This is a genomic window from Streptomyces alanosinicus (genome assembly GCF_014650595.1).
GTDB classification, from domain to species: Bacteria; Actinomycetota; Actinomycetes; order Streptomycetales; family Streptomycetaceae; genus Streptomyces; species Streptomyces alanosinicus.
Genome location: NZ_BMVG01000017.1, coordinates 59,061 through 81,387, shown reverse-complemented (window position 1 = coordinate 81,387; position 22,327 = coordinate 59,061). Strand labels below are relative to the sequence as shown.

General features: G+C 70.5%; 22 protein-coding genes and 1 pseudogene. 11 read left to right on the top strand and 12 right to left on the bottom strand.

Annotation, left to right across the window (positions count from 1 at the left end; genetic code table 11):
• Nucleotides 1-10: 10 nt before the first annotated feature.
• From IE277_RS28590 to IE277_RS49655, 8 genes are all read right to left on the bottom strand, one after another.
• Entirely contained in the window at nt 11-1,417 is a 1,407-nt protein-coding gene (locus tag IE277_RS28590) for an NtaA/DmoA family FMN-dependent monooxygenase (RefSeq protein WP_189956594.1), read from the bottom strand.
• Between the two features lie 25 nt (nt 1,418-1,442).
• Nucleotides 1,443-2,645, bottom strand: a complete 1,203-nt coding sequence (locus IE277_RS28585) for an LLM class flavin-dependent oxidoreductase (protein WP_189956593.1) — start codon at nt 2,643-2,645, stop codon at nt 1,443-1,445.
• 171 nt (nt 2,646-2,816) lie between these two features.
• Entirely contained in the window at nt 2,817-2,927 is a 111-nt protein-coding gene (locus IE277_RS49660) for a putative leader peptide (RefSeq protein ID WP_373310903.1), read from the bottom strand.
• A gap of 133 nt (nt 2,928-3,060) precedes the next feature.
• Entirely contained in the window at nt 3,061-4,080 is a 1,020-nt protein-coding gene (locus IE277_RS28580) for an ABC transporter substrate-binding protein (protein ID WP_189956592.1), read from the bottom strand.
• 161 nt (nt 4,081-4,241) lie between these two features.
• Nucleotides 4,242-5,222 (bottom strand): amino acid ABC transporter permease, encoded by a 981-nt coding sequence (locus tag IE277_RS28575; protein ID WP_189956591.1) that lies wholly within the window; start codon nt 5,220-5,222, stop codon nt 4,242-4,244.
• A 177-nt stretch (nt 5,223-5,399) separates the two neighbouring features.
• The gene (locus IE277_RS28570) at nt 5,400-5,549 is read right to left on the bottom strand and encodes a hypothetical protein (protein ID WP_189956590.1); all 150 of its coding nucleotides are present in this window, start codon (nt 5,547-5,549) and stop codon (nt 5,400-5,402) included.
• A 148-nt stretch (nt 5,550-5,697) separates the two neighbouring features.
• On the bottom strand, nt 5,698-6,585 hold the full coding sequence (locus IE277_RS28565) for a glutathione S-transferase C-terminal domain-containing protein (protein ID WP_189956589.1): 888 nt from the start codon (nt 6,583-6,585) through the stop codon (nt 5,698-5,700).
• A 76-nt stretch (nt 6,586-6,661) separates the two neighbouring features.
• Nucleotides 6,662-6,754, bottom strand: a complete 93-nt coding sequence (locus IE277_RS49655; RefSeq protein ID WP_373310902.1) for a putative leader peptide — start codon at nt 6,752-6,754, stop codon at nt 6,662-6,664.
• A 226-nt stretch (nt 6,755-6,980) separates the two neighbouring features.
• On the opposite strand from IE277_RS49655, the gene IE277_RS28560 reads away from it, so the two are divergent.
• The 7 genes from IE277_RS28560 to IE277_RS28530 all read left to right on the top strand — a co-directional run bounded on the left by IE277_RS28560 (nt 6,981) and on the right by IE277_RS28530 (nt 14,302).
• The gene (locus IE277_RS28560) at nt 6,981-8,231 is read left to right on the top strand and encodes an NAD(P)/FAD-dependent oxidoreductase (protein ID WP_189956588.1); all 1,251 of its coding nucleotides are present in this window, start codon (nt 6,981-6,983) and stop codon (nt 8,229-8,231) included.
• Nucleotides 8,228-8,530, top strand: a complete 303-nt coding sequence (locus tag IE277_RS28555) for a (2Fe-2S)-binding protein (RefSeq protein WP_189956587.1) — start codon at nt 8,228-8,230, stop codon at nt 8,528-8,530. Before IE277_RS28560 ends, IE277_RS28555 begins: the two co-directional genes overlap by 4 nt.
• Nucleotides 8,523-9,923 carry an NAD(P)/FAD-dependent oxidoreductase gene (locus tag IE277_RS28550; RefSeq protein WP_189956586.1) on the top strand — a complete coding sequence of 467 codons (1,401 nt, stop codon included), beginning with the start codon at nt 8,523-8,525 and terminating at the stop codon, nt 9,921-9,923. The genes IE277_RS28555 and IE277_RS28550 overlap by 8 nt, the downstream gene beginning before the upstream one ends.
• A gap of 45 nt (nt 9,924-9,968) precedes the next feature.
• Nucleotides 9,969-10,865: a dihydrodipicolinate synthase family protein gene (locus IE277_RS28545; protein ID WP_189956585.1), complete on the top strand. Its 897-nt coding sequence runs from the start codon at nt 9,969-9,971 to the stop codon at nt 10,863-10,865.
• Nucleotides 10,866-10,952: 87 nt separating this feature from the next.
• Complete coding sequence (locus IE277_RS28540; protein WP_189956584.1) at nt 10,953-11,954, top strand: proline racemase family protein; 1,002 nt, start codon at nt 10,953-10,955, stop codon at nt 11,952-11,954.
• A 101-nt stretch (nt 11,955-12,055) separates the two neighbouring features.
• A complete protein-coding gene (locus tag IE277_RS28535) occupies nt 12,056-12,760 on the top strand; it encodes a GntR family transcriptional regulator (protein WP_189956583.1) in 705 nt (234 codons plus the stop codon).
• 162 nt (nt 12,761-12,922) lie between these two features.
• Entirely contained in the window at nt 12,923-14,302 is a 1,380-nt protein-coding gene (locus tag IE277_RS28530; protein WP_189956582.1) for an amino acid permease, read from the top strand.
• 49 nt (nt 14,303-14,351) lie between these two features.
• Here IE277_RS28530 and IE277_RS28525 read toward each other — a convergent pair whose 3' ends face one another.
• Together IE277_RS28525 and IE277_RS28520 are read right to left on the bottom strand one after the other, a co-directional pair.
• Nucleotides 14,352-15,185 carry an oxidoreductase gene (locus IE277_RS28525; protein ID WP_373310901.1) on the bottom strand — a complete coding sequence of 278 codons (834 nt, stop codon included), beginning with the start codon at nt 15,183-15,185 and terminating at the stop codon, nt 14,352-14,354.
• A gap of 116 nt (nt 15,186-15,301) precedes the next feature.
• On the bottom strand, nt 15,302-16,771 hold the full coding sequence (locus IE277_RS28520) for an MFS transporter (RefSeq protein WP_189956580.1): 1,470 nt from the start codon (nt 16,769-16,771) through the stop codon (nt 15,302-15,304).
• A 151-nt stretch (nt 16,772-16,922) separates the two neighbouring features.
• Between IE277_RS28520 and IE277_RS28515 the strand changes: the two genes are divergently transcribed.
• From IE277_RS28515 to IE277_RS28495, 4 genes and pseudogenes are all read left to right on the top strand, one after another.
• Complete coding sequence (locus IE277_RS28515; protein ID WP_189956579.1) at nt 16,923-17,489, top strand: TetR/AcrR family transcriptional regulator; 567 nt, start codon at nt 16,923-16,925, stop codon at nt 17,487-17,489.
• A gap of 748 nt (nt 17,490-18,237) precedes the next feature.
• Nucleotides 18,238-19,079, top strand: a pseudogene (locus IE277_RS47560) (transposase); the annotation flags it as partial.
• 201 nt (nt 19,080-19,280) lie between these two features.
• A complete protein-coding gene (locus tag IE277_RS28500) occupies nt 19,281-19,622 on the top strand; it encodes a reverse transcriptase domain-containing protein (RefSeq protein WP_229882021.1) in 342 nt (113 codons plus the stop codon).
• Between the two features lie 293 nt (nt 19,623-19,915).
• Nucleotides 19,916-20,776, top strand: a complete 861-nt coding sequence (locus IE277_RS28495; RefSeq protein WP_189956577.1) for a hypothetical protein — start codon at nt 19,916-19,918, stop codon at nt 20,774-20,776.
• 6 nt (nt 20,777-20,782) lie between these two features.
• Here the strand turns inward: IE277_RS28495 and IE277_RS28490 are convergent, their stop codons facing one another.
• The gene (locus IE277_RS28490; RefSeq protein ID WP_157857884.1) at nt 20,783-21,697 is read right to left on the bottom strand and encodes an AfsR/SARP family transcriptional regulator; all 915 of its coding nucleotides are present in this window, start codon (nt 21,695-21,697) and stop codon (nt 20,783-20,785) included.
• 297 nt (nt 21,698-21,994) lie between these two features.
• Nucleotides 21,995-22,309: a hypothetical protein gene (locus tag IE277_RS28485; RefSeq protein WP_189956576.1), complete on the bottom strand. Its 315-nt coding sequence runs from the start codon at nt 22,307-22,309 to the stop codon at nt 21,995-21,997.
• Between the last annotated feature and the right edge of the window lie 18 nt (nt 22,310-22,327).

The window sequence follows — 22,327 nt, the reverse complement described above, 5'->3', positions numbered from 1 at the left end:
TGTACGGCCTTCACGACGCGGCGCGCTCCGACGCCACTGCGGGGCCGCTGCCGGTGCCCGTGTCCGTGTCCGCGTCGGGGTGCGCGAGGCCGAGGTGGTCGCGCAGGGTCGTGCCCGCGTAGTCGCCGCGGAACACACCCTGTTCCTGCAGCAGGGGTACGACGGTGTCGGCGAAGGCGTCGAGGCCGCCGGGGGTGATGTGCGGGACGAGGATGAAGCCGTCGGAGGCGTCGGCCTGCACGAAGTCGTTGAGGGTCCGCGCGACGGTGGCCGGTGAGCCGACGAAGGTCTGCCGGTTGCCGGTGTTGATGACCAGGTCGCGGATGGACCACTGGTTGGCCTCGGCGAGCTGCCGCCATTCACGGGCGATGGCGATCGGGTCCCGGTACATCCGCACCTGGGCGCGGCCCCGGGAGATGTGGTCCTCGCTCACCACCGGGTCGACGTCGGGCAGCGGGCCCTCCGGGTCGTAGGCCGACAGGTCGCGGTTCCAGACGAACTCCAGGTGCTTGATGGCGGTCGCGCCGCTGACCTGCTGCCGGCGGACCTCACGGGCGAGTTCGGCGGCCTCCTGGTCGGAGTCGCCGAGGACGAACGTCGCGGCGGGCAGGATGAGCAGCTGGTCGGGCCGGCGGCCGTACCGGTCGAGTCGGCCCTTGACGTCGGCGTAGAAGGCCTGGCCCTCCTTCAGGGTCGCGTACCGGCTGAAGATCGCGTCCGCGCTGGAGGCGGCGAACTCGCGGCCCTCGTCGGAGTCGCCGGCCTGGAAGATCACCGGGCGGCCCTGCGGGGAGCGCGGGACGTTGAACCGGCCGTGGATGTCGAAGTGCTGTCCCCGGTGCACGAAGGCGCCGGCCCGCGCGTCCCGCAGGAAGGTGCCGGTGGCCTGGTCGGCGAGGATCTCGTCGCCGCGCCAGGAGTCGAAGAGTTCGTGCGCGGTGGCGAGGAACTCCTCGGCGCGGGAGTAGCGCTCCTGCTGCGGCAGGAAGCCGCCACGGCGGAAGTTCTCGCCGGTGAAGGCGTCCCAGGAGGTGACGACGTTCCACGCGGAGCGCCCGGCGGAGAGGTGGTCGAGGCTCGCGAACTGGCGGGCCACCTCGTACGGCTCGTTGAACGTGGAGTTGATGGTGCCGGTCAGGCCGAGCCGGTCGGTGACGGCGGCCAGCGCGGCGAGCACCGTGAAGGTGTCGGGGCGGCCGACGACGTCCAGGTCGTAGAGGGTGCCGCCCTGTTCGCGCAGCCTGAGCCCCTCGGCGAGGAACAGGAAGTCGAACTTGGCGCGTTCGGCGGTCCGCGCGAAGTGCGCGAAGGAGCTGAACTCGATATGGCTGCCGGCGGCGGGGTCGCTCCATACGGTGGTGTTGTTGACGCCGGGGAAGTGGGCGGCAAGGTGGATCTGCTTCAGCGGCTTGCTCATGGGGGTTCGGTCGTCCTCTCCGGCTTCAGGCTGCCGCGTAGCGGTTGGCGGGGCGGGCGAGGCCGAGCAGTCCGCGCAGGGTGCCCGCCTCGTAGGCGTTACGGAAGCGGCCCCGGCGCTGGAGTTCGGGCACCAGGTCGCGGGTGACGCGGGGCAGGTCGTGACCGGCGACGGCGGGCCGCAGCCGGAACCCGGTGAGGCCGCCGCCCGCCAACTCCTCCAGGAGATCGGCGAGTTGGCTGGCGGTGCCGGTGAAGACCGGGGCGTCACCGGTGTACGGTTCGCCCGCGAGCGCGTCCAGCCGCTCCCGCCGTGCCGCCGCCTCGGCCCCGCTGTCGTCGAGGAGGACGAGGAGGTCGCCGAAGAGGTGCAGGGGCTCGGTGGCGCGGCCCGCCGTACGCTGCTCGGCGCGGATCTCGGCGACGATCGCGCGGGCCTGGTCCGCGTCGCGCGGGGTGACGTAGCCGACGTCGGCCTGGCGGGCGATGAGCCGGTACCCGGCGGAGCCGTGGGCGAGGGCGGTGACCAGCGGCTGACCCTGCGGCGGCCGGGGGGTGATCGAGGGGCCCTTGACGCTGAAGTGCCGGCCTTCGAAGTCGATGTAGTGCAGCTTGTCCCGGTCGATGAAGCGGCCCGTCGCCGTGTCCCGGATCTCGGCGTCGTCCTCCCAGCTGTCCCAGAGGCGGCGCACCACCTCCACATGGTCGGCGGCCTCGTCCAGCAGTTCGGCGAGCGCGTCCTGGGCGGCCGGGCCGGCCGGGGGCTCGATCCGGTGGACGGTACGGCGGCCGAAGTGGGCGGCCTCGTCCGGCCGTGCGCTGATCTGCACGCGCAGCCCGGCGCGGCCGGTGCTGACGTAGTCGAGGGTGGCGATCGCCTTGGAGATGTGGAACGGCTCGGTGTGTGTGGACACCACGGTCGGCACCAGGCCTATGTGCCGGGTGAGGGGGGCGACGCGGGAAGCGACGAGGACCGCGTCGAGCCGGCCGCGGACCTGGTCGGTGCGCTCGTCGGGATCGAGGACCTGCGAGGACTGCGGGCCGAGGCCGTCCTCGATGGTCACGAAGTCGATGAGGCCGCGTTCGGCCTCGGCGACCAGATCGGCCCAGTAGCCGGCGGTGAACAGATCCCGGGGGCGGGCGGCCGGCTCGCGCCAGGAGGCGGGGTGCCAGCCGGTGCCGTCCAGGGCGACGGCAAGATGCAGGGGGGAAGCGGGAGTTGAGGACACGTCGGTGCCTTCCTTGATATCCGTGAGGCTCGTGACATCCGTGACGTCAGCGATATCCGTGATGTCAGCGATATCCGTGATGTCCGTACGGGAGCGCCGGCTCGCGGGGCGGGCGCCGGCGCGGGCGAGCGCGGCAGGAGGAGACCGGGCCTGGCTGGGCCCGGAGCCGGATCAGCGGCGACAGAGCGCGGCGGACACGCGCTGGAGATCTATGTGCGGCCGGGAGTGCAGCCGGACGGAGCGGCCGGGACGCAGGGCGCGCGGCGGGAGGACCCGGGGCACTGCCGTCACCTCCGTCCGTCGGATGGGGCGGGCCTCCTGAGCGACCGCCTCGCCGATCTCGTCACAGCGCACAACGCGCGAGCGGACCCTGTTGTTCCCGCACCGCGGACCCGCCTGAAGGTCCAACAGGGGTTCAGGAGTTGTCGGCGGGCAGGCCGGGCGGGTTGACCTCGGACCTGGCGACGGCCTCGTCGGACAGATGGTAGGCGGCGAGCCACTTGGCGTACTGCCCGTTCTCGATCAGGTGGTCGACGGCCGCGGCGATGGGCTTGGCGAGCCCGCTGTCCTTCCTGGCCGCGGCGGCGATCAGCCCCTGGAGTGTCTCGCCCGCGCCGGAGAAGGTGCCCGCGCCGCGGGTCGCCTTCGGTGTGCCCGCGGTCCTGGCGACGTTGTAGGCGATACCCGGGTTGGGGCCGAAGAAGGCGTCGATCCTGCCGCTGTCCAGCGCCAGATAGGTGGCGTTGCGGTCCGGGTAGTACGTGACGGTGAGTCTCTTGCCCTGGCTCCGCAGCTTCTTCTGCCATTCCAGGAGGATCTTCTCCTGGTTGGTGCCGGAGCCGACGGCGACGGTCAGGCCGGCGAGTCTCGCGTAGTCACCGTCGAAGTTCCAGGTGCTGGACCTCGGCACCTCGAAGCCGAGGTTGTCCTTGCGGTAGGAGGCGAACTCGTACTTCTTCTTGCGCTCCTCGGTGTCGGTGACGTTCGAGAAGGCGACGTCGACCTTGCCGCTGTCGATGCCGACGAAGAGGTTCTCCCAGGTGAAGTCGGAGATCTCTGGCTTCAGCCCGAGCACGGCGGCGACCAGCCGGCCGAGGTCGGGCTCGGTGCCGGTGAGGGTCTTCTGGTCGCTGCCGACGAAGGCCAGGGGCGCGAACCCGGCGGGCAGCGCGCCCACGCCGATGGTGAGCTTCCCGCTCCTGCGTACGGAGGCGGGCAGTTGCGCGCTGATCGACTTCACCTCGCCGACTTTCAGGGTGGTCTGCTCGGCGGCGCCGTTGGAGAGCCGGCCGACGGTCACGCTGCCGGCGGCGTCGGTGGTGGCCGCGGCGTCGCCGTCACCGCCGCAGGCGGCGAGCCCCGTGGCCAGGGTGGCGGAGGCGGTCGCCGCGGTGATGCCGCGCAGGAGGCCGCGTCGGGAAAGGTGGCTGCGCATGGGTGTCCTTGTCCTTGCCGGTTCGGTGGTGTCGGGTCGTCAGGGAGCCGGCCGGCGGACCCGGCCGGGGCGCGCGCCGCGGTCGATGCCGGTCATACGGCGTCACACGGCGTCACACGGCGTCACACGGCGTCATACAGAGACATGCGGGTCATACGGCGTCATACGGCGGCCTCCTCGCGCAGCCGGGCCCGGAACGTGCCGAGGCCGGCGCGGGCCCTCTGCAGCGGGGTCGGCGGCAGGGTGCGGGTGGCGCCGCGCGCGTAGTACCGCTCGACGTAGTACTGGACGACGGAGACGGCGCTGGTGAGGATCAGGTACCAGACGGTGGCGACCAGCAGCAGCGGCACGATGTCGCCGGGGTAGGTGCTGCCCATGGTCTGCACGGAGCCGAACAGGTCGAGCAGTGACACGTAGAACACCAGCGAGGTGCTCTTGACCAGGCCGATGAGCTGGTTGACATAGTTCGGGACGATGGAGCGCAGGGCCTGTGGCAGGACGATCCGGGTGAACTGGCGGCGCCGGGGCAGGCCGAGCGCGGCCGCCGCCTCGTGCTGGCCCTGGTCGACGGAGAGGATGCCGCCGCGTACGACCTCCGCCGCGTACGCCGCCTCGTTGAGGCTGAGTCCGGCCACGGCGACCGTCAGGTCGGTGGCGAGCCGTGACTCGTCGAAGGTGACGAAGGCGGGTCCGAAGGGAACGCCGAGGCTCAACGTCTTGTACAGGGCGGAGAAGTTGTAGAGGAAGATCAGGACGACGATCAGCGGCACGGAGCGGAACAGCCAGATGTAGGTCCAGCTCACGGCGCGCAGGACCGGGATGCGCGACCGCCGGCCGAGGGCCAGCAGGATGCCGCCCAGAAGGCCCAGCACGGCGCTGAGCGCGGCGACTTCGAGGGTCACGAGGAGTCCGTCGAGGACGGTGGGCCGCAGGAACCAGTAGCGGAAACGGCCCCACTGGTAGAAGGGGTTGGTGGCCAGTCCGTGCAGGATCTGCGCGACCAGCACGAGGACGACGGCGGTGGCGATCCACCGTCCGGGGCGGCGCGGCGGCCGAACACGCGGGAGGGGAACAGTCTGTGACGGTGAGTCAGCGGCCGACGCGTCGGCGAGGGAGACGGCGGCGCCTGGGGGTTCGCTCATGACGGGCTCCGGCAGAGTCGGACACCCCGGGGCACGGCGGACGCGCGGCGAACCGCGACGGCACGAGGACACGAGGCGGCGCACGGCAGCGCGCGGGAACCGGGGGTAGGATCAGGGACGCGGGGGCTGGATCAGGGACGCGGGGGCCGGAGCAGGAGCGCTGGCTGGAAAGGGACGTCAGCCCCGGCGGCGGGCACGGCCCGGCCCGGTACACAGCGCGCTGTTGACGCGGAGCAGATCGACGGCACGGTCGGCGACGAGGAGCCCGGCGGACGGCCGTACGCAGCCGTGCGGGCGGCTCACGGCCGTCCGGAACACTGCGTCCATGGCGTCACCTGTCACTGTCTTGGCCCTCGCGGGGCCCTCGCGCTCACCGAAGGCCCATGCCGAGCCGTAAGTTAAGGCAGTCGCGCGTTCGGATGTCAACGGCCGTCCGCGCAGTGGACGTCACCCCTGGGCCCTCACCAGGAGACCCTCACCCGTGGTACCCGCGCTCGGCCTCCGCCAAGAGGCCCGCCCAGTCCAGGATCGGCACGGCGGCTCCGGCGGCCTCCAGGCCCTGGCAACGGTCTTGATGGCGGCGGGAGATGCCGTCGGGGTCGAGATGGCGGCCGAAGGCCGGATGGGCGCTCAGCCGGCGGGCGTAGGTCCACAGCGCGCGGTGGCCGGCGATGCGGTGCACGGCGGAGGCGTCGAGATGACAGCCGTGCACGAGGTCCAACTGCACGAGGGCCACCCACAGTTCGACGTCGGCGGCGGTGAGCCGGTCGTCGGCCAGGTACTCCTCCCCGGTGAGCCGGTTCTCCAACCGGCCCAGGGTGTCGAGGAGCACATCGAGGGCGGCGGCCCGCTCGGCCGGTCCGGCGCCGGCCTGTCCGGCGCGCTGAGCGGCCTCCTCGATCCCCTCGGCACACATCCGCTCGACGGCCTCGATCACGGACTCCAGGCCGCACGGGTACAGCGAGCCGCGGCCCGCGCGCGGGAGGCGGTCGAGGTCGCGCAGGATGTCGGGGGCGTGGGTGCTGACGACACGGCCCGACCAGTCGTCGCTGAGCACGGGCGCGAGGGCCGGGCCGGTGTAGTGGTGGGCACTCGCCTCGTACAGCGGGCGCAGCGCGGAATGGCCGTCGCCGGGACAGTCCGGGACGGCGGGCAGGAATGTCACCGGACAGGCCGTGTCCAGGCCGAGCAGGCTGTGTCCGACGGCGAGGCGCAGCCCGTCGGGACAGGCGGTCGACACATGGAGCCGATAGCGGTGGGGCACGGCGTAGTGGCCGCTGCGCGCGTCCCGGCCGATCCGGCCCCGGAAGGCGGGCGCGGAGCGGTGGACGGACGCGACGGCGGCGAGCGGAGTGATGGACATACGTCTCCCCGGGTGGTGGGCATGCGAAGGTGCGCGACGGCGGGCGGCGTGGGCCGGCGGGCGCGAGGGGCCCGGCTCAGCGGTGGCGGCTGATCGCGCTGCAGACGCGCTGCAGGTCGATGTGCCGGCGGGAGGTGAGCAGGGGGGAGATGAGCAGGGGGGCGCGCAACGGCGTACGGCTCCCTCGGCCGACGACCGTTTCGAGGCGCGTCATCATTCCCTACCTGTTCACTAGGATTCCCTCCCTGGAGTGTCGATCCGGCTCCGGACCACGTCAAGAGGGCGTCCACAGTGAGGACTCCGGGGTGCGGCCGCCCGAGGACTCCGGGGGTGCGCCCCGCCCCAAAGGAGCGCGAGGTCTCCTCAGAATCTGCGACATGTGACATAGTACTGCCGTGGCAAAGCGACTGACCTGCGATGTCGTGGTGGTCGGAGCCGGCATGGTCGGCGCGGCCTGTGCGTTGTACGCCTCCCGCGCCGGCCTCGATGTGCGGGTGGTGGACCGGGGCCCGGTGGCCGGCGGCACCACCGGCGCCGGGGAGGGCAATCTCCTCGTCTCCGACAAGGAACCGGGCCCCGAACTCGGCCTGGCCCTGCTGTCGGCCCGGTTGTGGTCACGGCTCGGCGACGAACTGGGTACGGCCGTCGAGTACGAACCCAAGGGCGGCCTGGTGGTCGCCTCGGCCCCCGAGACCCTCACCGCGCTGCGCGCCTTCGCCGGCGGCCAGCGGCGCGCGGGAGTCCGGGCCGACCCGGTCCCGGCGGATCAACTGGCCTCGCTGGAACCGCACTTGGCCGACGGCATGGCGGGCGGGATGCACTATCCGCAGGACGCCCAGGTCATGCCCGCCCTCGCCGCCGCCCATCTGCTCCGCGCCTCCGGCGCCCCCGTGCACACGGGCTGGACCGTGACCGGGATGCTGCGCACGGCGGACGGCGCGCTGGCCGGAGTCCGCACCGACCGGGGCGAGCTGCACGCGCCGGCGGTGGTGAACGCGGCCGGCACCTGGGGCGGCGATCTCGCGGCGCTCGCCGGCGTCCGGCTCCCGGTGCTTCCCCGGCGCGGCTTCGTACTGGTCACGGAGCCGCTGCCGCGGATGGTCCGGCACAAGGTGTACGCCGCGGACTATGTGGCCGACGTCGCGAGCGACTCGGCCTCCTTGCGCACCTCGCCGGTGGTGGAGGGCACGGCCGCCGGGCCGGTGCTGATCGGCGCGAGCCGGGAGCGGGTCGGTTTCGACCGCTCGCTGTCGCTCGCGGCGGTACGGGCGCTCGCAGCCGGGGCGATCGGGCTGTTCCCGTTCCTGGAGCGGGTGCGCGCGCTGCGCACGTACGCGGGTTTCCGGCCGTATCTGCCCGACCACCTCCCGGCGATCGGTCCGGATCCCCGTGCGCCGGGACTGTTCCACGCCTGTGGGCACGAGGGCGCCGGCATCGGACTCGCCACCGGCACCGGGCAGTTGATCGCCCAGACGCTCACCGGAAAGACACCGGAACTGGACCTCACACCGTTCCGGCCGGAGCGGTTCGACAACGACGGATCCGACACCGGCGATTCCGGCACCGACGATTCCGGCACCGACGATTCCGACGCAGCCGATTCCGACACCGGCGAATCCGACACCGACGGAGGCGACACACCGTGAATCCCCTGGAGCTGGCCCGGGCCCGGCCGGGCGAGGCCTTCACCGTCCTCTTCGACGACCGTCCCGTCCCGGCGCTGCCCGGACAGACGGTCGCGGCGGCGCTGTGGGCGGCGGGCGTGACGGCCTGGCGCAGCACCCGCGGCGCCGGCCGGCCGCGTGGGGTCTTCTGCGGGATCGGGGTGTGCTTCGACTGCCTGGTGAGCGTCAACGGCCGGCCGAACAGGCGGGCTTGCCTGGTGCCGGTCCAGCCGGGCGATGTGATCCGCACACAGGAGGGAACGGGACGGGACGATGACTGAGCGCGCGCACCTCGCCGTCGTCGGGGCGGGCCCGGCGGGTCTCGCCGGGGCGCTGGCGGCGGCCGAACGGGGGGTGCGGGTCACCCTCGTCGACGCGGCCGAGCAGGCGGGCGGCCAGTTCTACCGGCAGCCCGCCCGCCCCCTCGGCGCCCGCCGCCCAAAGGCCCTGCACCACCAGTGGCACACCTGGGAGCGGCTCCGGGACGGCCTCGAACGGCACGTCTCCAGCGGACGGATCACTCATCTGACGGACCATCATGTCTGGTCCGTCCAGCGCGCGCCGGGTCCCTCCTTCGCGGTGCACGCCCTGCTCGGCCCCGCACAGGAGGAGGGAGTCACCGTCCGCGCCGACGCCGTACTGCTGGCCACCGGCGGCTACGAGCGTGTCCTGCCCTTTCCGGGCTGGACGCTCCCCGGTGTCGTCACCGCGGGCGGCGCGCAGGCCATGCTCAAGGGCGGTCTGGTGCTGCCCGGCCGCACGGTCGTGGTCGCCGGCACCGGCCCCCTGCTGCTACCGGTGGCCACGGGGCTCGCCGCCGCCGGAGCTCGGGTGGCCGCGCTCGTGGAGTCCGCCGGTCCCGCCGCCCTGCTGCGCCACGCTCCGGCCCTGGCCGCGCAGCCCGCGAAACTCGCCGAAGGCGCCTGGTACGCAGGGCGGTTGGCGCGCCACAAGGTCCGCGTCCTGACCGGGCACACCGTGCTGGAGGCACACGGCACCGACCGGCTGGAAGCGGTCAGCGTCGCCGCGCTGCGGCGGGACGGGCGGATCAGGCCCGGCAGCGCGCACCGCGTCCCGTGCGACACCCTCGCCGTCGGACACGGCATGCTGGCGCACACCGACCTCGCCGGGACGCTCGGCTGCACCCTGGCCGGGACGGAGGGCACGGCCGTACGGGCCGACGACGAGCAGCGCACCGACGTGCCCGGGGTCTGGGCCGCCGGCGAGACCACCGGCATCGGCGGCGCGGCGCTCGCGCTCGCCGAGGGGCACATCGCCGGCCGCTCGATCGCCGCCCGCCTGGACGGCAGGGCCCCCGACCCGCGCTCCTGGGCGGCGGCCGCCCGGTCCAGGAGCCGGCTGCGGAGGTTCTTCACGGCACTGGACGCGGCGTACGGGCCACCCGCGGGCTGGGCGGAGCGGCTCACGGGCGACACGGTGGTGTGCCGCTGCGAGGAGGTCACGGCCGGTACGGTCCGTACGGCCGCCGATGCGCTCGGCGCGGGCGATCTGCGCACCGTGAAGCTGCTCACGCGGGCCGGGATGGGCTGGTGCCAGGGCCGGATGTGCGCGCCGGCGGTGGCCGGCCTGACCGGCTGCCCGCTCACCGCGGACCGCCGCCCGTTCGCCCGGCCGGTGCCGCTCGGCGTCCTGGCCGGACTTCCGGACGCCTGACCAGAATCAGTAATATGTCACACCTCATTGGATGGGTGATCACTCATGATCCACGCACCGAACCGCCCCTGGCGCGGCGTCCTCGTCGCCACCGCCCTTCCCCTGCGTGACGACCACTCGATCGACTACGACCGCTATGCCGAGCACTGCGCCTGGCTGGTGGCCAACGGCTGCGACGGCGTCGTACCGAACGGCTCGCTCGGCGAGTACCAGGTGCTCACCCCCGAGGAGCGAGCCCGGGTGGTGGAGACGGCCGTCACGGCGATCGGCGGAGCGCGGGTGATGCCGGGTGTCGCCGCCTACGGCTCGGCGGAGGCCCGGCGCTGGGCCGAGCAGGCGGCCGCGGCCGGCTGTGCCTCGGTGATGCTGCTGCCGCCCAACGCCTACCGCGCCGACGAGCGCGCCGTCCTCGCCCACTACGCCGAGGTCGCCCGCGCGGGGCTGCCGGTGGTGGCGTACAACAACCCGGTCGACACCAAGGTCGACCTGGTGCCCGAACTCCTCGCCCGGCTGCACGGCGAGGGCCTCGTCCACGCGGTCAAGGAGTTCTCCGGCGATGTCCGCCGCGCCTACCGCATCGCCGAACTCGCCCCGGATCTGGACCTGTTGACCGGCGCCGACGACGTCCTGCTGGAGCTGGCGGTGGCCGGTGCCAAGGGCTGGGTAGCCGGCTACCCGAACGCGCTGCCGCGGGCCTCGGTCGAGCTGTACCGGGCGGCGACGGCCGGCGACCTCGCCACCGCGCTCCCCCTGTACCGGCAGCTGCACCCGCTGCTGCGCTGGGACTCACGGGTGGAGTTCGTGCAGGCGATCAAGTTGTCCATGGACATCGTCGGCCGGTACGGCGGCCCGGTGCGCCCGCCGCGCGTCCCGCTCCCGCCCGAGCAGGAGGCCGCGGTGCGCGCGGCCACCGAGAAGGCCGTCGCTGCGGGCCTCGGCTGAGACATCCGGCCGAGACAGACACGGCCAAGAGGGACACGGCCAAGAGGGACACGGAGAGACACAGAGAGACCAGGAGGCTCAAGAAGCATGCGCAGCAAGCTCGTGCTGCACGCCGTCGACTCGCACACCGAGGGCATGCCGACCCGGGTGATCACCGGCGGGATCGGCACCGTACCGGGTGCGACGATGAACGAACGGCGGCTGTACTTCCGTGAACACCGCGACTCCGTCAAGCAGTTGCTGATGAACGAGCCGCGCGGGCACTCCGCGATGAGCGGCGCGATCCTGCAGCCGCCGAGCCGCCCCGACTGCGACTGGGGCGTCCTCTACATCGAGGTCTCCGGCTATCTGCCGATGTGCGGGCACGGCACCATCGGGGTGGCGACGGTGCTGGTCGAGACCGGCATGGTGGAGGTCGTGGAGCCGGTGACCACCATCCGGCTCGACACCCCGGCGGGGCCGGTGGTCGCCGAGGTGGCGGTGGAGGACGGGGCCGCGCGGAACGTGACCCTGAGGAACGTGCCGTCGTTCGCCGTCGCCCTGGACCGCAAGATCACCCTGCCCGACGGCCGTACGGTCACCTACGACCTCGCCTACGGCGGCAACTTTTACGCGATCCTGCCCCTCGACGCCTTCGCGCTGCCCTTCGACCGGGCCCGCAAGGACGACATCCTCGCGGCCGGACTGTCCCTGATGGAGGCGATCAACTCCGAGGCGGAACCGGTGCATCCCGAGGACCCCTCCATCCACGGCTGTCACCACGTCCATCTCTACGCGCCCGGCGCCACCGCACGCCGCTCGCGGCACGCCATGGTCATCCACCCGGGCTGGTTCGACCGCTCGCCGTGCGGCACGGGCACGAGCGCGCGCATGGCACAACTGCATGCGCGCGGCGAACTGCCGTTGCACACCGAGTTCGTGAACGAGTCTTTCATCGGGACCCGGTTCACCGGACGCCTGCTCGGTACGACGCAGGTGGCGGGCGTCCCGGCGGTCCTGCCCAGCTTCACCGGCCGCGCCTGGATCACCGGTACCGCGCAGTATCTCCTCGACCCCACCGACCCCTTCCCGGAGGGCTTCGTCCTCTAGGAGTCCTGTGAGGAGTCCTCTGGCGAATGCTCTGGGGAGTGCTCTGAGCAGTCCCCCAGAGGTTCCCGTAACTGCTCTAGACTCATGCGGTGATGCGTGACATGGCACAGAACATGCGGGACCCGGCGGACTCCGGGCTGCCCGCGCTCCCCCGGCTGGGCGGCCGGCGCAGCAGCTACCGCGAGCGGGTCGCCGACGCGCTGCGCGCCGCGCTGATCGCGGGCGAGCTGCGGCCGGGCGAGGTCTACTCCGCGCCCTCGCTCGCCACCCGCTTCGGCGTGTCCGCGACGCCGGTGCGGGAGGCGATGCTGGATCTGGCCAAGGAGGGCCTGGTCGACACCGTGCCGAACAAGGGCTTCCGGGTCACCGTGGTCTCCGACCGGCAACTGGACGAGTACACGCACATCCGCGCGCTCATCGAGATCCCCACCGTGGTCGCCCTGGCCCGCACCGCCGACCGGGTCTCGCTGGAGGCGCTGCGCCCGGCGGCCCGGGAGATCGTCACCGCGGCGGTAGCGGGCGACCTGATCTCCTATGTCGAGGCCGACACCCGCTTCCACCTGGGGCTGCTCGCCCTGGCGGGCAACGCCCATCTCGTCGAGGTGGTGGCCGACCTGCGCGGCCGCTCCCGTCTCTATGGCCTGACGGCGCTGGTGCGGGCCGGCCGGCTGCTCGCCTCGGCCGAGGAACATCTGGAGCTCCTCGACGCCCTGCTGGAACAGGACGAGAAGGCCGTACACGCGATCATGACGCGCCATCTGGGTCATGTACGCAGCCTGTGGGCAGAGGGAACGGAACACGGCTAGCGGATATTTTGCGGCACCGATGCTATTTCAGCGCACTTTCTTCTCCATCGGCAGGGCTCTGCGCCACAAGAACCGGCGATTTTGTGGTGGACGGGAGCTTCCCGGAGCATGACGGGGTCCCGGCGATCCCGGGACGTCTGTTCGATGAGAGGTCCACCCCCCATGCACGTCACCGGAACCGTCCCGCCGTCGGCTCCGGCCCCCTCGGAGACCGACGAGGTCTCCGCAGCGGCCGCCACCAGCAAGCATGCCCGGCGCTTCGGACTGCCGGTGGCCACCGCGCTGGTCATGGGCAACATCATCGGCGGCGGCATCTTCCTGCTCCCCGCCTCCATCGCGCCGTACGGCACGGTCAGCCTGGTCGCCTTCGCCGTCCTGACCGTCGGCGCCATCGCCCTCGCCCTGGTCTTCGGCCGGCTCGCCGCCCGCGACCCGCGCACCGGCGGCCCGTACGTCTACGCCCGTGAGGCCTTCGGCGACTTCGCGGGCTTCCTCGCCGCATGGTCGTACTGGATCACCACCTGGGTGTCGAACGCGGCGCTCGCCGTCGCCGCCGTCGGCTACCTCGGCGTGCTGATCCCGCTGGGCGGCCATCGCTGGACCATATGTCTGGCCGCCCTGGCGCTGCAGTGGCTGCCCGCCCTCGCCAACTTCGCCGGCACCCGGTACGTGGGCGCGGTCCAGCTGGTGTCGACGGTCCTGAAGTTCGTGCCGCTGCTCCTCGTCGCCGTGGGCGGCCTCTTCTTCTTCGATCCGTCCCGGCTCGGCCCGTTCAACTCCAGTGGTCACAGCGCCGTCGGCGCGGTCTCCGCCTCCGCCGCCCTGCTGCTCTTCTCCTACCTCGGGGTGGAGTCCGCCGCCGTGAGCGCCGGCGAGGTGAGGAACGCCCGCCGCAACGTGGGGCGCGCCACCGTCATCGGCACCGCGGGCGCCGCGCTGGTCTATCTGCTGGGCACGCTCTCCGTGTTCGGGACGGTCGCCCACGACCGGCTGGTGGCCTCCACGGCCCCCTTCTCCGACGCTGTGAACGCGATGTTCGGCGGCAGTTGGGGCGGTACTGCGGTGGCATTGGCGGCGCTGGTGTCGATGACCGGATGCCTCAACGGCTGGACGCTGCTGAGTGCCCAGACACCGTATGCCGCGGCCAAGGACGGCCTGTTCCCGGCCGCGTTCGCCCACCGCCGCCGGGGCGTGCCCATCGTCGGCGTCGCCGTCACGGTGGTCCTCTCCTCCCTGCTGACCGCGTACAACTACCTCTCGGGCTCGGCGAAGGTCTTCGACGTCCTGGTCCTCGTCACCACGTTCACCGCGACCGTGCCGTATCTGCTGGCCACGGCCGCGCAGATCTTCCACCTCGTCTCCGGCCGGCGCGACGCGGTGGACCGCGCCCGACTGGCGCGGGACTCGGTGATCACCGCGACCGCGGCCGCCTTCTCCATCTGGCTGATGGCCGGCGCCGGTTACGCGGCGGTGTACCAGGGCGCGCTCTTCCTGTTCGCCGGAGTCCTCGTCTACGCGATACTGGCGGCCCGCCGCCGGTGACGGGCCGCGCACCGAGCCGTCTCCCGGTCCGACGAACTCGGCTTCCGCGTCACCCTCGATAGTCGGTGGACCTCGACAACTCGTTCCAGGCGGCTGTCTCCGCATCGAAGGCGGAGCGGGCGTCGGCGACGAGGCGGAGGGCGTCGCTGCCGAGGATGAGGTGGGTCGGCGGCTTTTCGGCCTCCACGACGGCGAGCAGGGCGCGGCCGGCTCGGACGGGATCGCCGGGCTGCTGACCGCTCATGTCGATGCGGCGTTCGCGGATCGGGGAGAAGATCGGGTCGTAGTCGGCGATGGTGCTCTCTACGCGGTGCATGGAACGGCCGGCCCAGTCGGTGCGGAAGGAGCCGGGCTCGATCGCCGTGACGTGAATGCCGAGGGGCGCGACTTCCTCGGCGAGCGTGGCCGCGATGCCCTCGACGGCGAACTTGGAGCCGTGATAGGCGGCCAGGCCGGGGAACGCGCGCAGACCCCCCATGGAGGTCACGAACAGGATGTGCCCGGCACGGCGCTCGCGCATGCGGGGCAGGACGGCTTGGGTGACCGCGATGACGCCGAAGACGTTGACGTCGAACTGATGGCGGAAGGTGGCGAGCGGGGTTTCCTCGAAGGTGCCCTCGACGCCGTACCCGGCGTTGTTGACGAGTACGTCGATGGGGCCCACCGTGCCCTCGACCGCTGCGACGGTCTGCGCGATGGCATCGGTGTCGGTGACGTCCAGCACGCGGGCGTGAGCGCGGCCCGGAGCGAACTGCTCGAAGGCGGCGATCTGGTCCGGGTTCCGAACGGTGCCGATCACGGTATGGCCGACGTCGAGGGCGGCGGTGGCGAAGGCGCGGCCGAGGCCGCTGCTCACGCCGGTGATGAGAAACGTACGGGACATGTGTCTCTCCATGGGAATCGCAAGTGTCGGACGGTGGAGCGCACAAGCCCGTCGAGCGCGGCGCGCGCGAGCTTCTCGGCGTGCTCGTCCGTGAGGCCGTCGTGGCCGTGTCACCGTCAACGGCTGTTCACGGACACCTCGTTCGACGTGGTGACCTCATCTGGATCGGTGGAACGGTGGGCCACCGCCGGGCCTTCCACGGGCTTGGACCTCGCCAGCCACAGGCCGGTGAACACGGCGGTGGCCAAAGTGACGGTGCCGGCAGCGAGGAAGGCGCTGTCGAGGCCGGTCTCCAAGGAGGCGCCGCCGGATTGCCGGGTGCGGACGACGGCTCCGAGTACCGCCACGCCGAGCACCGCGCCGATCTGCCGGGTGGTGCCGCTGATGCCGGAGGCGAGGCCGCCTTCCTGCGGGCTGACCGCTTGGATGGCGGCGCCTGTCAGCGGGGACATGGTCAGGGCGAAGCCGATGCCGACGACTCCCAGCCGCCACCACACGTTCCCGTAGCCGGTGTCGGCGTGCACCGTGCCCAGCGCCAGCAGCCCCCCTCCGGCCAGGGCCAGGCCGGTGGTGACCACGATGCGGAAGCCGTACCGGGCGGCGAGCCGGCCCGCGTACGGGCTGACGATCACCATGGCGAGGGATACCGGCAGGGTTTGCAGGCCGGCACGCAGGATCGAGCTGCCCTGGACGTACACGAAGAACTGGGAGAAGAAGAACGACGAGCCCATGAGCGCGAACCCCACCACGACCATGGCGGTGTTGGACACGGTGAACAGCCGCTGCCGGAACAGCCGCAGCGGCAGCATCGGAGCGGAACGACGTGCTTCGACGGCGACGAAGGCGGAGAGGAGGATCACCGCGGCGGCGAAGCTGCCCAGGATGACCGGTGAGGTCCAGCCGCGGGCGCCACCCTCGATCAGCCCGTAGGTCAGTGCCCCCACCGCCAGAACGGACAGCACCGTCCCCGGTATGTCGATCGCGGGGGCGCTCGGGTTGCGGGACTCGTCGAGGTGGCGCAGGCCGACCAGCAACAGGATCACGCCGATGGGCAGATTGACCAGGAAGATGGCGGGCCAGCCGAAGGCTTCTGCCAGTACGCCGCCGGCCACAGGTCCGGCGGCCAGGCCGATTCCGCTGAATCCGGCCCACAGCCCGATCGCCTTGACGCGTTCCTGAGGAACGGGATACGCGGCGGCGAGCAGGGCCAGCGAGGCGGGGCTCAGCGCCGAGGCCCCGATGCCCTGCAGCACCCGGCCGGCGACCAGCCAGCCGACCGAGGGCGCGAGGCTGCACAGCAGCGATGCCGCGGTGAACACCACCGCACCGGCCAGGTACACCCGCTTGCGGCCGAACCGGTCGGCGAAAACGCCGCCGGACAGCAGCAGCATGGCGACCAGCAGCACATACGCGTCGACGATCCACTGCAGACCGGTCAGCTGAATGTGCAGCCGGTCCTGCATATCGGGCAGCGCCGCTCCAACGATCGTGTTGTCGAGCAGCACCATGAACTGGCCCAGGCAGGTCACGGTGAGCAGCACGGCCCGGTTCGGTCGACTGCCTACGGCCGAAGGCGATGCAGCCATGGGGGTTCCTCTCCATTCCATCGGTAGTTGCGCCTCTCCACGGCCGACGCGGTCAGCCTCCGGGCGCACTAACGCAGTCACTGACTGCGTTAGGCGACTGTAAGGAGACTCGCCCCACAAACGCAAGTCCCGACTGCGTTAAGGTGGGGGCATGGACGAGCGACAGCGAGCCCGGCGACCCGGCGGGCGCAGCGCCCAGGTCGGCGCGGCGGTGCACCAGGCCGTCACCGAACTGATCAGCGAGCGCGGCTACGGCACGTTCACCGTCGGCGACGTCGCAGCCCGCGCGGGCGTGGCCGACAGCAGCATCTACCGCCGGTGGGGCAACCTGGAGTCCCTGCTCAGCGACGTGGCGCTCACCCGCCTCAACGCGCGGTCGCCGATGCCCGACACCGGAAGTCTGGCCGGCGACCTGCGCACTTACGCGGCCCAAGTGGCCCGCGAGATCACCGGACCCGACGGTCTGGCCTTGCTGCGCCTGTCCGTCGCTCTGTCGAGCACCGGTCAGCAGGGCCTGCAGGCGCGTGACGACCTCCTCGCCGAACGCGCCCGGCAACTGCAGTCCATGCTCGATCGCGCCCGCGAACGCGGCGAGCACGCACCCGACGCGTTCGGCGTGCTGGACCATGTGCTGGCCCCGATGTACATCCGCGTCCTGTTCGGCATGGGCCCGCTCACCCCGGACTACGTCGACGGGCTGGTCGACCGATTGCTGTGACCTCGACCTGGTCGCGGGATCTGAGCACGAAGGTGCCGACCCTTGGGCTCGATCGCCCAACTCGCAGGGCTGTCCAGGGGCTTTGCCTGATAGGCCCGGCCCTCAGCCGAGCGGGTCATGAGCCGCGCCCTCAACCCAAAAACGATCAAGAGGCTATGCCGGTTTCCTCCGGCATAGCCTCCGACCTGCGACTTCGCAAAGTCGGGACGACAGGATTTGAACCTGCGACCCCTTGACCCCCAGGAGTGAGGGGTGGCCACCCTTTCTGGGCATAACAGGCGAATCTTGGGCGCAGGGCGTGCGTCGGCGTGGGTGCCGCTCAGTGCTGCTGACACCGTGTGGTCCCCAACTGGTCCCCAGGCTCACAAGCCCCCGGCTTCCCTCACCACTGCCGGGACCGACGCCGCCTCGTCTACTCACCAGCGCGCCCCGAACCGCTAACTCGTCTTGGTGCCCGAGGTCTCGCCCGGCTCCTCCTACAGAGGTCCGCGGCGATCGATCACGGACACAACGGCAAGCTTTCGGAATACGTGCATGAACCACAGGTCCGGTTCATGGGCTGGAGGTTCTGCGGAGCCTAGCTGCCTACGCCACCGCCCAGAAGAGTGAGCGTGATCTTCTGAGGCGGCTCCCAGTTTTAGGCCAGAACCACCGCCGGGTCTGGAGGCATCTGGCGGTCACCATCCGCGATCTACTCGAAGAGCGCGGCGCCACGGATCCCCCGCATGAGTTGGTGGAGTCGACTGCCTTGCAGGAGTGGGACGAGATCGCGGTCGACCTGCGGATCCTCACCGCCCGCCGCTACGACCTGTCCGCAGACCGCACCCGCGCCATCAACCGGCTTCGCGCCCAACTGCTGGAGTACTTTCCGGCCCTTGAGCGTGCCTTCGACTACAACACCTCCAAAGCCGCGCTCACCCTCCTGGCCGGCTACCAGACCCTGCCGGCCTGCGGCGCATGGGCCAGTCACGGCTCGCCGCCTGGTTGGCCAACCGCAAGGTCCGCAATGCGTCCGCCGTCGCGGCCACAGCGATCGAAGCCGCGAACCTGCAACACACCCAGGTACCCGGCGAGAAGACGGCCGCGGCCATGGCATGCACGCTGACTCGAGCGGTCACAGACCTGGACCAGGAGATCGCCCGCATCGATACGCAGATCGAGGCCCGGTTGCGCGAGCACCGGCACGCCGAGGCGATCACCAGCATGCCCGGCATCGGCACCCTGCTCGGCGCCGAGTCGGTTGCCCGCACCGGTGGAGACATCGCCTCTTTCGGCAGCGCAGGGCGCCTGGCCGGCGTTGCCGGCCTGGCCCCGGTCCCGAAGGACTCCGGGAAGATCAGCGGCAACATGCGCCGCCCTCGCCGCTACCATCGCCGACTCCTGCGTGTCTTCTACCTGTCCACTCAAGTCGCCGCCCGCTGCTGCCCCGCCTCACATGCCTTCTACCAGCGCAAACGCCATGAAAAGAAGACACACAAGCAGGCCGTGCTCGCACTCGCCCGGCGGCGCCTCGACGTGCTGTGGGCGCTCATACGCGACCAACGCACCTTCACCGTCGAGCCACCTCGGCCCGACCACGCAGCGGCATAGCCACCACACCAGGCGTCACATCAGGCTTGACAATCCACATTGGGAATCACTGGGTCCTGGAGGCGGACATCACGGCGTGCTTCGACGAGATCGACCACACCGCCTTCACGGGCCGGGTGCGCGACCGCGTCGGAGACAAGTACGTCCTGGGTCTGGTAGGGCGGCATTCTCTCGCCGCTGCTGGCCAACATCGCCTTGTCCGTGCTCGACGAGTTCTTCGCCGAGCAGTGGAAGGCGGCCGGGAACAACAGCAACGCGCGGATCCGGCACCGCCGTCGCGGAGGAGCGACATACCGCCTGGTGCGGTACCCCGACGACTTCGTGGTGATGGTCGCCGGGGCCAAAGCGCACGCTGAAGGGGTCCGGGAGAAGGTCGCAGAGGTGCTCTCCCCAGTGGGCCTGCGCCTGTCGGAGGAGAAGACGGACATCGTCCATCTCGACGAGGGCTTCACCTTCCTGGGCTTCTGGCTGCGGGGCTGGACTGTGTACTTCCAGCACGGCGTTTCGTCGCACGCCTTCCACTACCTCAGTCACTACGTGTGATGGCCGGTTCTGCGATTTCGGTGTTCAACGAAGTGCCGCGTGACATCCGACGTCCCGACGGGAGGATCGCTCCAGATCCGCAGACTCTGTGGTGTCGTTTTCCCTGGTCCGCGCTCGCGTCACTTTCCCGTTTTTCTTCGCCTGCCCAAACGTGATCGGCTGCCTTCGGATTGACGGGAACCGTTCTCCGTCTCATAGTCAGAAGGGTGGACAAGTCAAGTGGCCTTTTCTGGCCTGGGAGTGCCAGGTCTGCCCTGATAGCAGCGGCCGTGATCTTGGTTTGCCTGCTCGCCGTGGCGGCTGTCCTGCGGGCAACCGCCGGGTGGCCGAGTGATAAACATGAAAACCTTGTCCTCATTGGAATTCTGATACTTGCATTGATTCCGATATTTCTCGTGGTCCTGGGCACGGCGAGTTCAGTCCAAGCATTCGGCTTGCGTCTACAGTTTCCCGAGGCCCGGCATGAAGTGCGGGAAGTCGCCGTCTCCCCGTCCATGGGCCTCCTGCCCGGTATTGCACTGATTGACAGCAGCACGGCGGAGATAATTGAAACATTAAGAAATGCCACTCGGAATGAAGTAGCGGTTGTGGACATCGAAGACGGGACGGCTTGGTGGGAATCACGCTTGCTGGTGTTGTGCGCTGGTGCCGCAAGACTGCAACGACCCAAGGCGATCGTCTTCTTGGCCACAATGGGCGACAGTGGTCCGGGCGTCTACCGCGGGTGGGCTCCGCCCGCTGATCTTCTTGGCCAGCTGCTGGCTCGCCCGGATCTGGCGAGCGCCTATCACCGGGCCATGCTCAAATATCGGCAGGCCCAGGAACCGCCGGCGTCTTTGCGGACGGACCATGAACGCTATAGCTTCATTCCTGAGCGGTTGCTGGCGGCGGAAGTCGGCCAGGAATTTGAGGTGCATGGAAACCAGAGACTGGTCACAGTTGCACGGCTTGATGAACTGTTCGAGCCGGTGCTCCGACGCGCGGCTGCGGACGTGGACGCCACACCGGGTACGTCGGAATCGTGGGAACAGAGAATTTTGAGCACAGAGGACGCTTTCGTCGCACTTACCCGCTGCGGGCGCTACCAGGGAATGTTTTCCAGAGAGAAGGGCGTCAACGACATTCTCCGGGCTATCCTCAAAGCGCAGACATAGCTCGTCTCAGTACGATCGTGTTCCCACATCCGAATGCCGACTATTGAGTGTTTTCCCGTCTGGTTGGCTTCGTAGCCGACGCCCGGTCGCCTGATCCACCCCACCGTCAGGGCCCCTTCGACCGAAGGCCGAAGTCCAGCTGTGGGAGCCGCCTTCCCATGCGACATCCTGCTCACAGGAGATGACGTGGACCGGGAGCAGAGTCACGAGCTCGGCGCTGGGCGCCACACCGAGCTCTTCGAGCAGAGCGTGTCGACACACCTCGAACTGGCGGATGGCATCAACCAGATTGCCCTCGGCCAGGTGGGCGCGGATCACCGCTCGGTGTGCGCTCTCCCGCAGTGGCTCGGCGCGAACCGCGGCAAGGCCCGCGTCGATGGCCTCGGCGTATCGCATCTGCCGGAGCATCAGGTCGGAGAGGGCCTCGAGGGCGTGAAGACGGGTCTGCCGAATCCGCTCCTGCTCGATCATCAGCCAGTCTTCGTACCAGCCGGGGAGGAGATCCTCTTCGAACACGTCGACCGACGCCGCATCGTGTGGCAATCGGTCCGTCGACGTTCTGCCCCGGGTAGCATCCATCAGCGTGCGGGCCGTGTGCAGCATGCGACGGACGTCCACCGAGACGGAGGCGGCCAGCACAAGTTCCCCAGCCCGGATATCGACCAGGCGGCATCCCTGTGCCAAGCGCCACAGCGCTGTGCGAAGCCGGGACGATGCAGTGGCTTCATCGGCTTCCGGCCAGAGTATGCAGGCAACCGCGGACCGAGTGAGCGGCCCCTGTAGAGCCAGCAGCGTCATGATCCGACGTGCGGTAGCCGGCAGTTCGGCCGGTTGCCCGTTCACCGACAACTTCCAGGTGCCGAGTAGTCGCAGAACCGCGCCCTGTTCCGGGTCGGTCGATGCCACGCTCTGACCAGTCATCTGCGGCTCCCACGGTCGGCCCGTTGGTGCCGACCATCGCGGGCGGCCACGGGGGATGTCAATGATCATCGCCGGGTGACTGGGCCGTTCGAGTAGTGGGCGGCGGCGGTGAAGTGGACGTGCGGGGAGGAACAGGCTGGATCTCCAGGTCGGCGCCGGTGGTCGCCGACCCGGAGATGCCGGCCGCCGGACCGGTCAACGAGCGAACCCTCAGCCCACGGGCGAAGGCTGGGATGGTCAGCGGTGTGACGTGCTGTCGGTTCTCCTGCCTGAGAAATCGGCACCGCGTCCATGCCCTCAGGACCCCCGTTCGTTGCTGGTGAGCAGCACCTCCAGGTCATACAGGGCCCGGACCAGTGCCTGGCGCCGGGCAGCGGCAAGCCGTCCGACCTCCTCGAGCTGTTCTTCGCTCGCCTGTCGGGCGCCGGTGGCAGCGTCGTGGGTTGGCGAATCCGACGGCGAGTGCTCGATCACGGCATGCGCCAGGTGCATCCGCTGTCGCAGTTCGTCCGATCGCCGGGCCTCCAGGTCGTCGATACCGTTCAGCTCCTGGTGGACGAGGGTCTGCAGGGTCCGCAGGGTCGTCTCCCGCGGGTCGGCTCCACTGATCAACTCTGGCTCCTAGATACT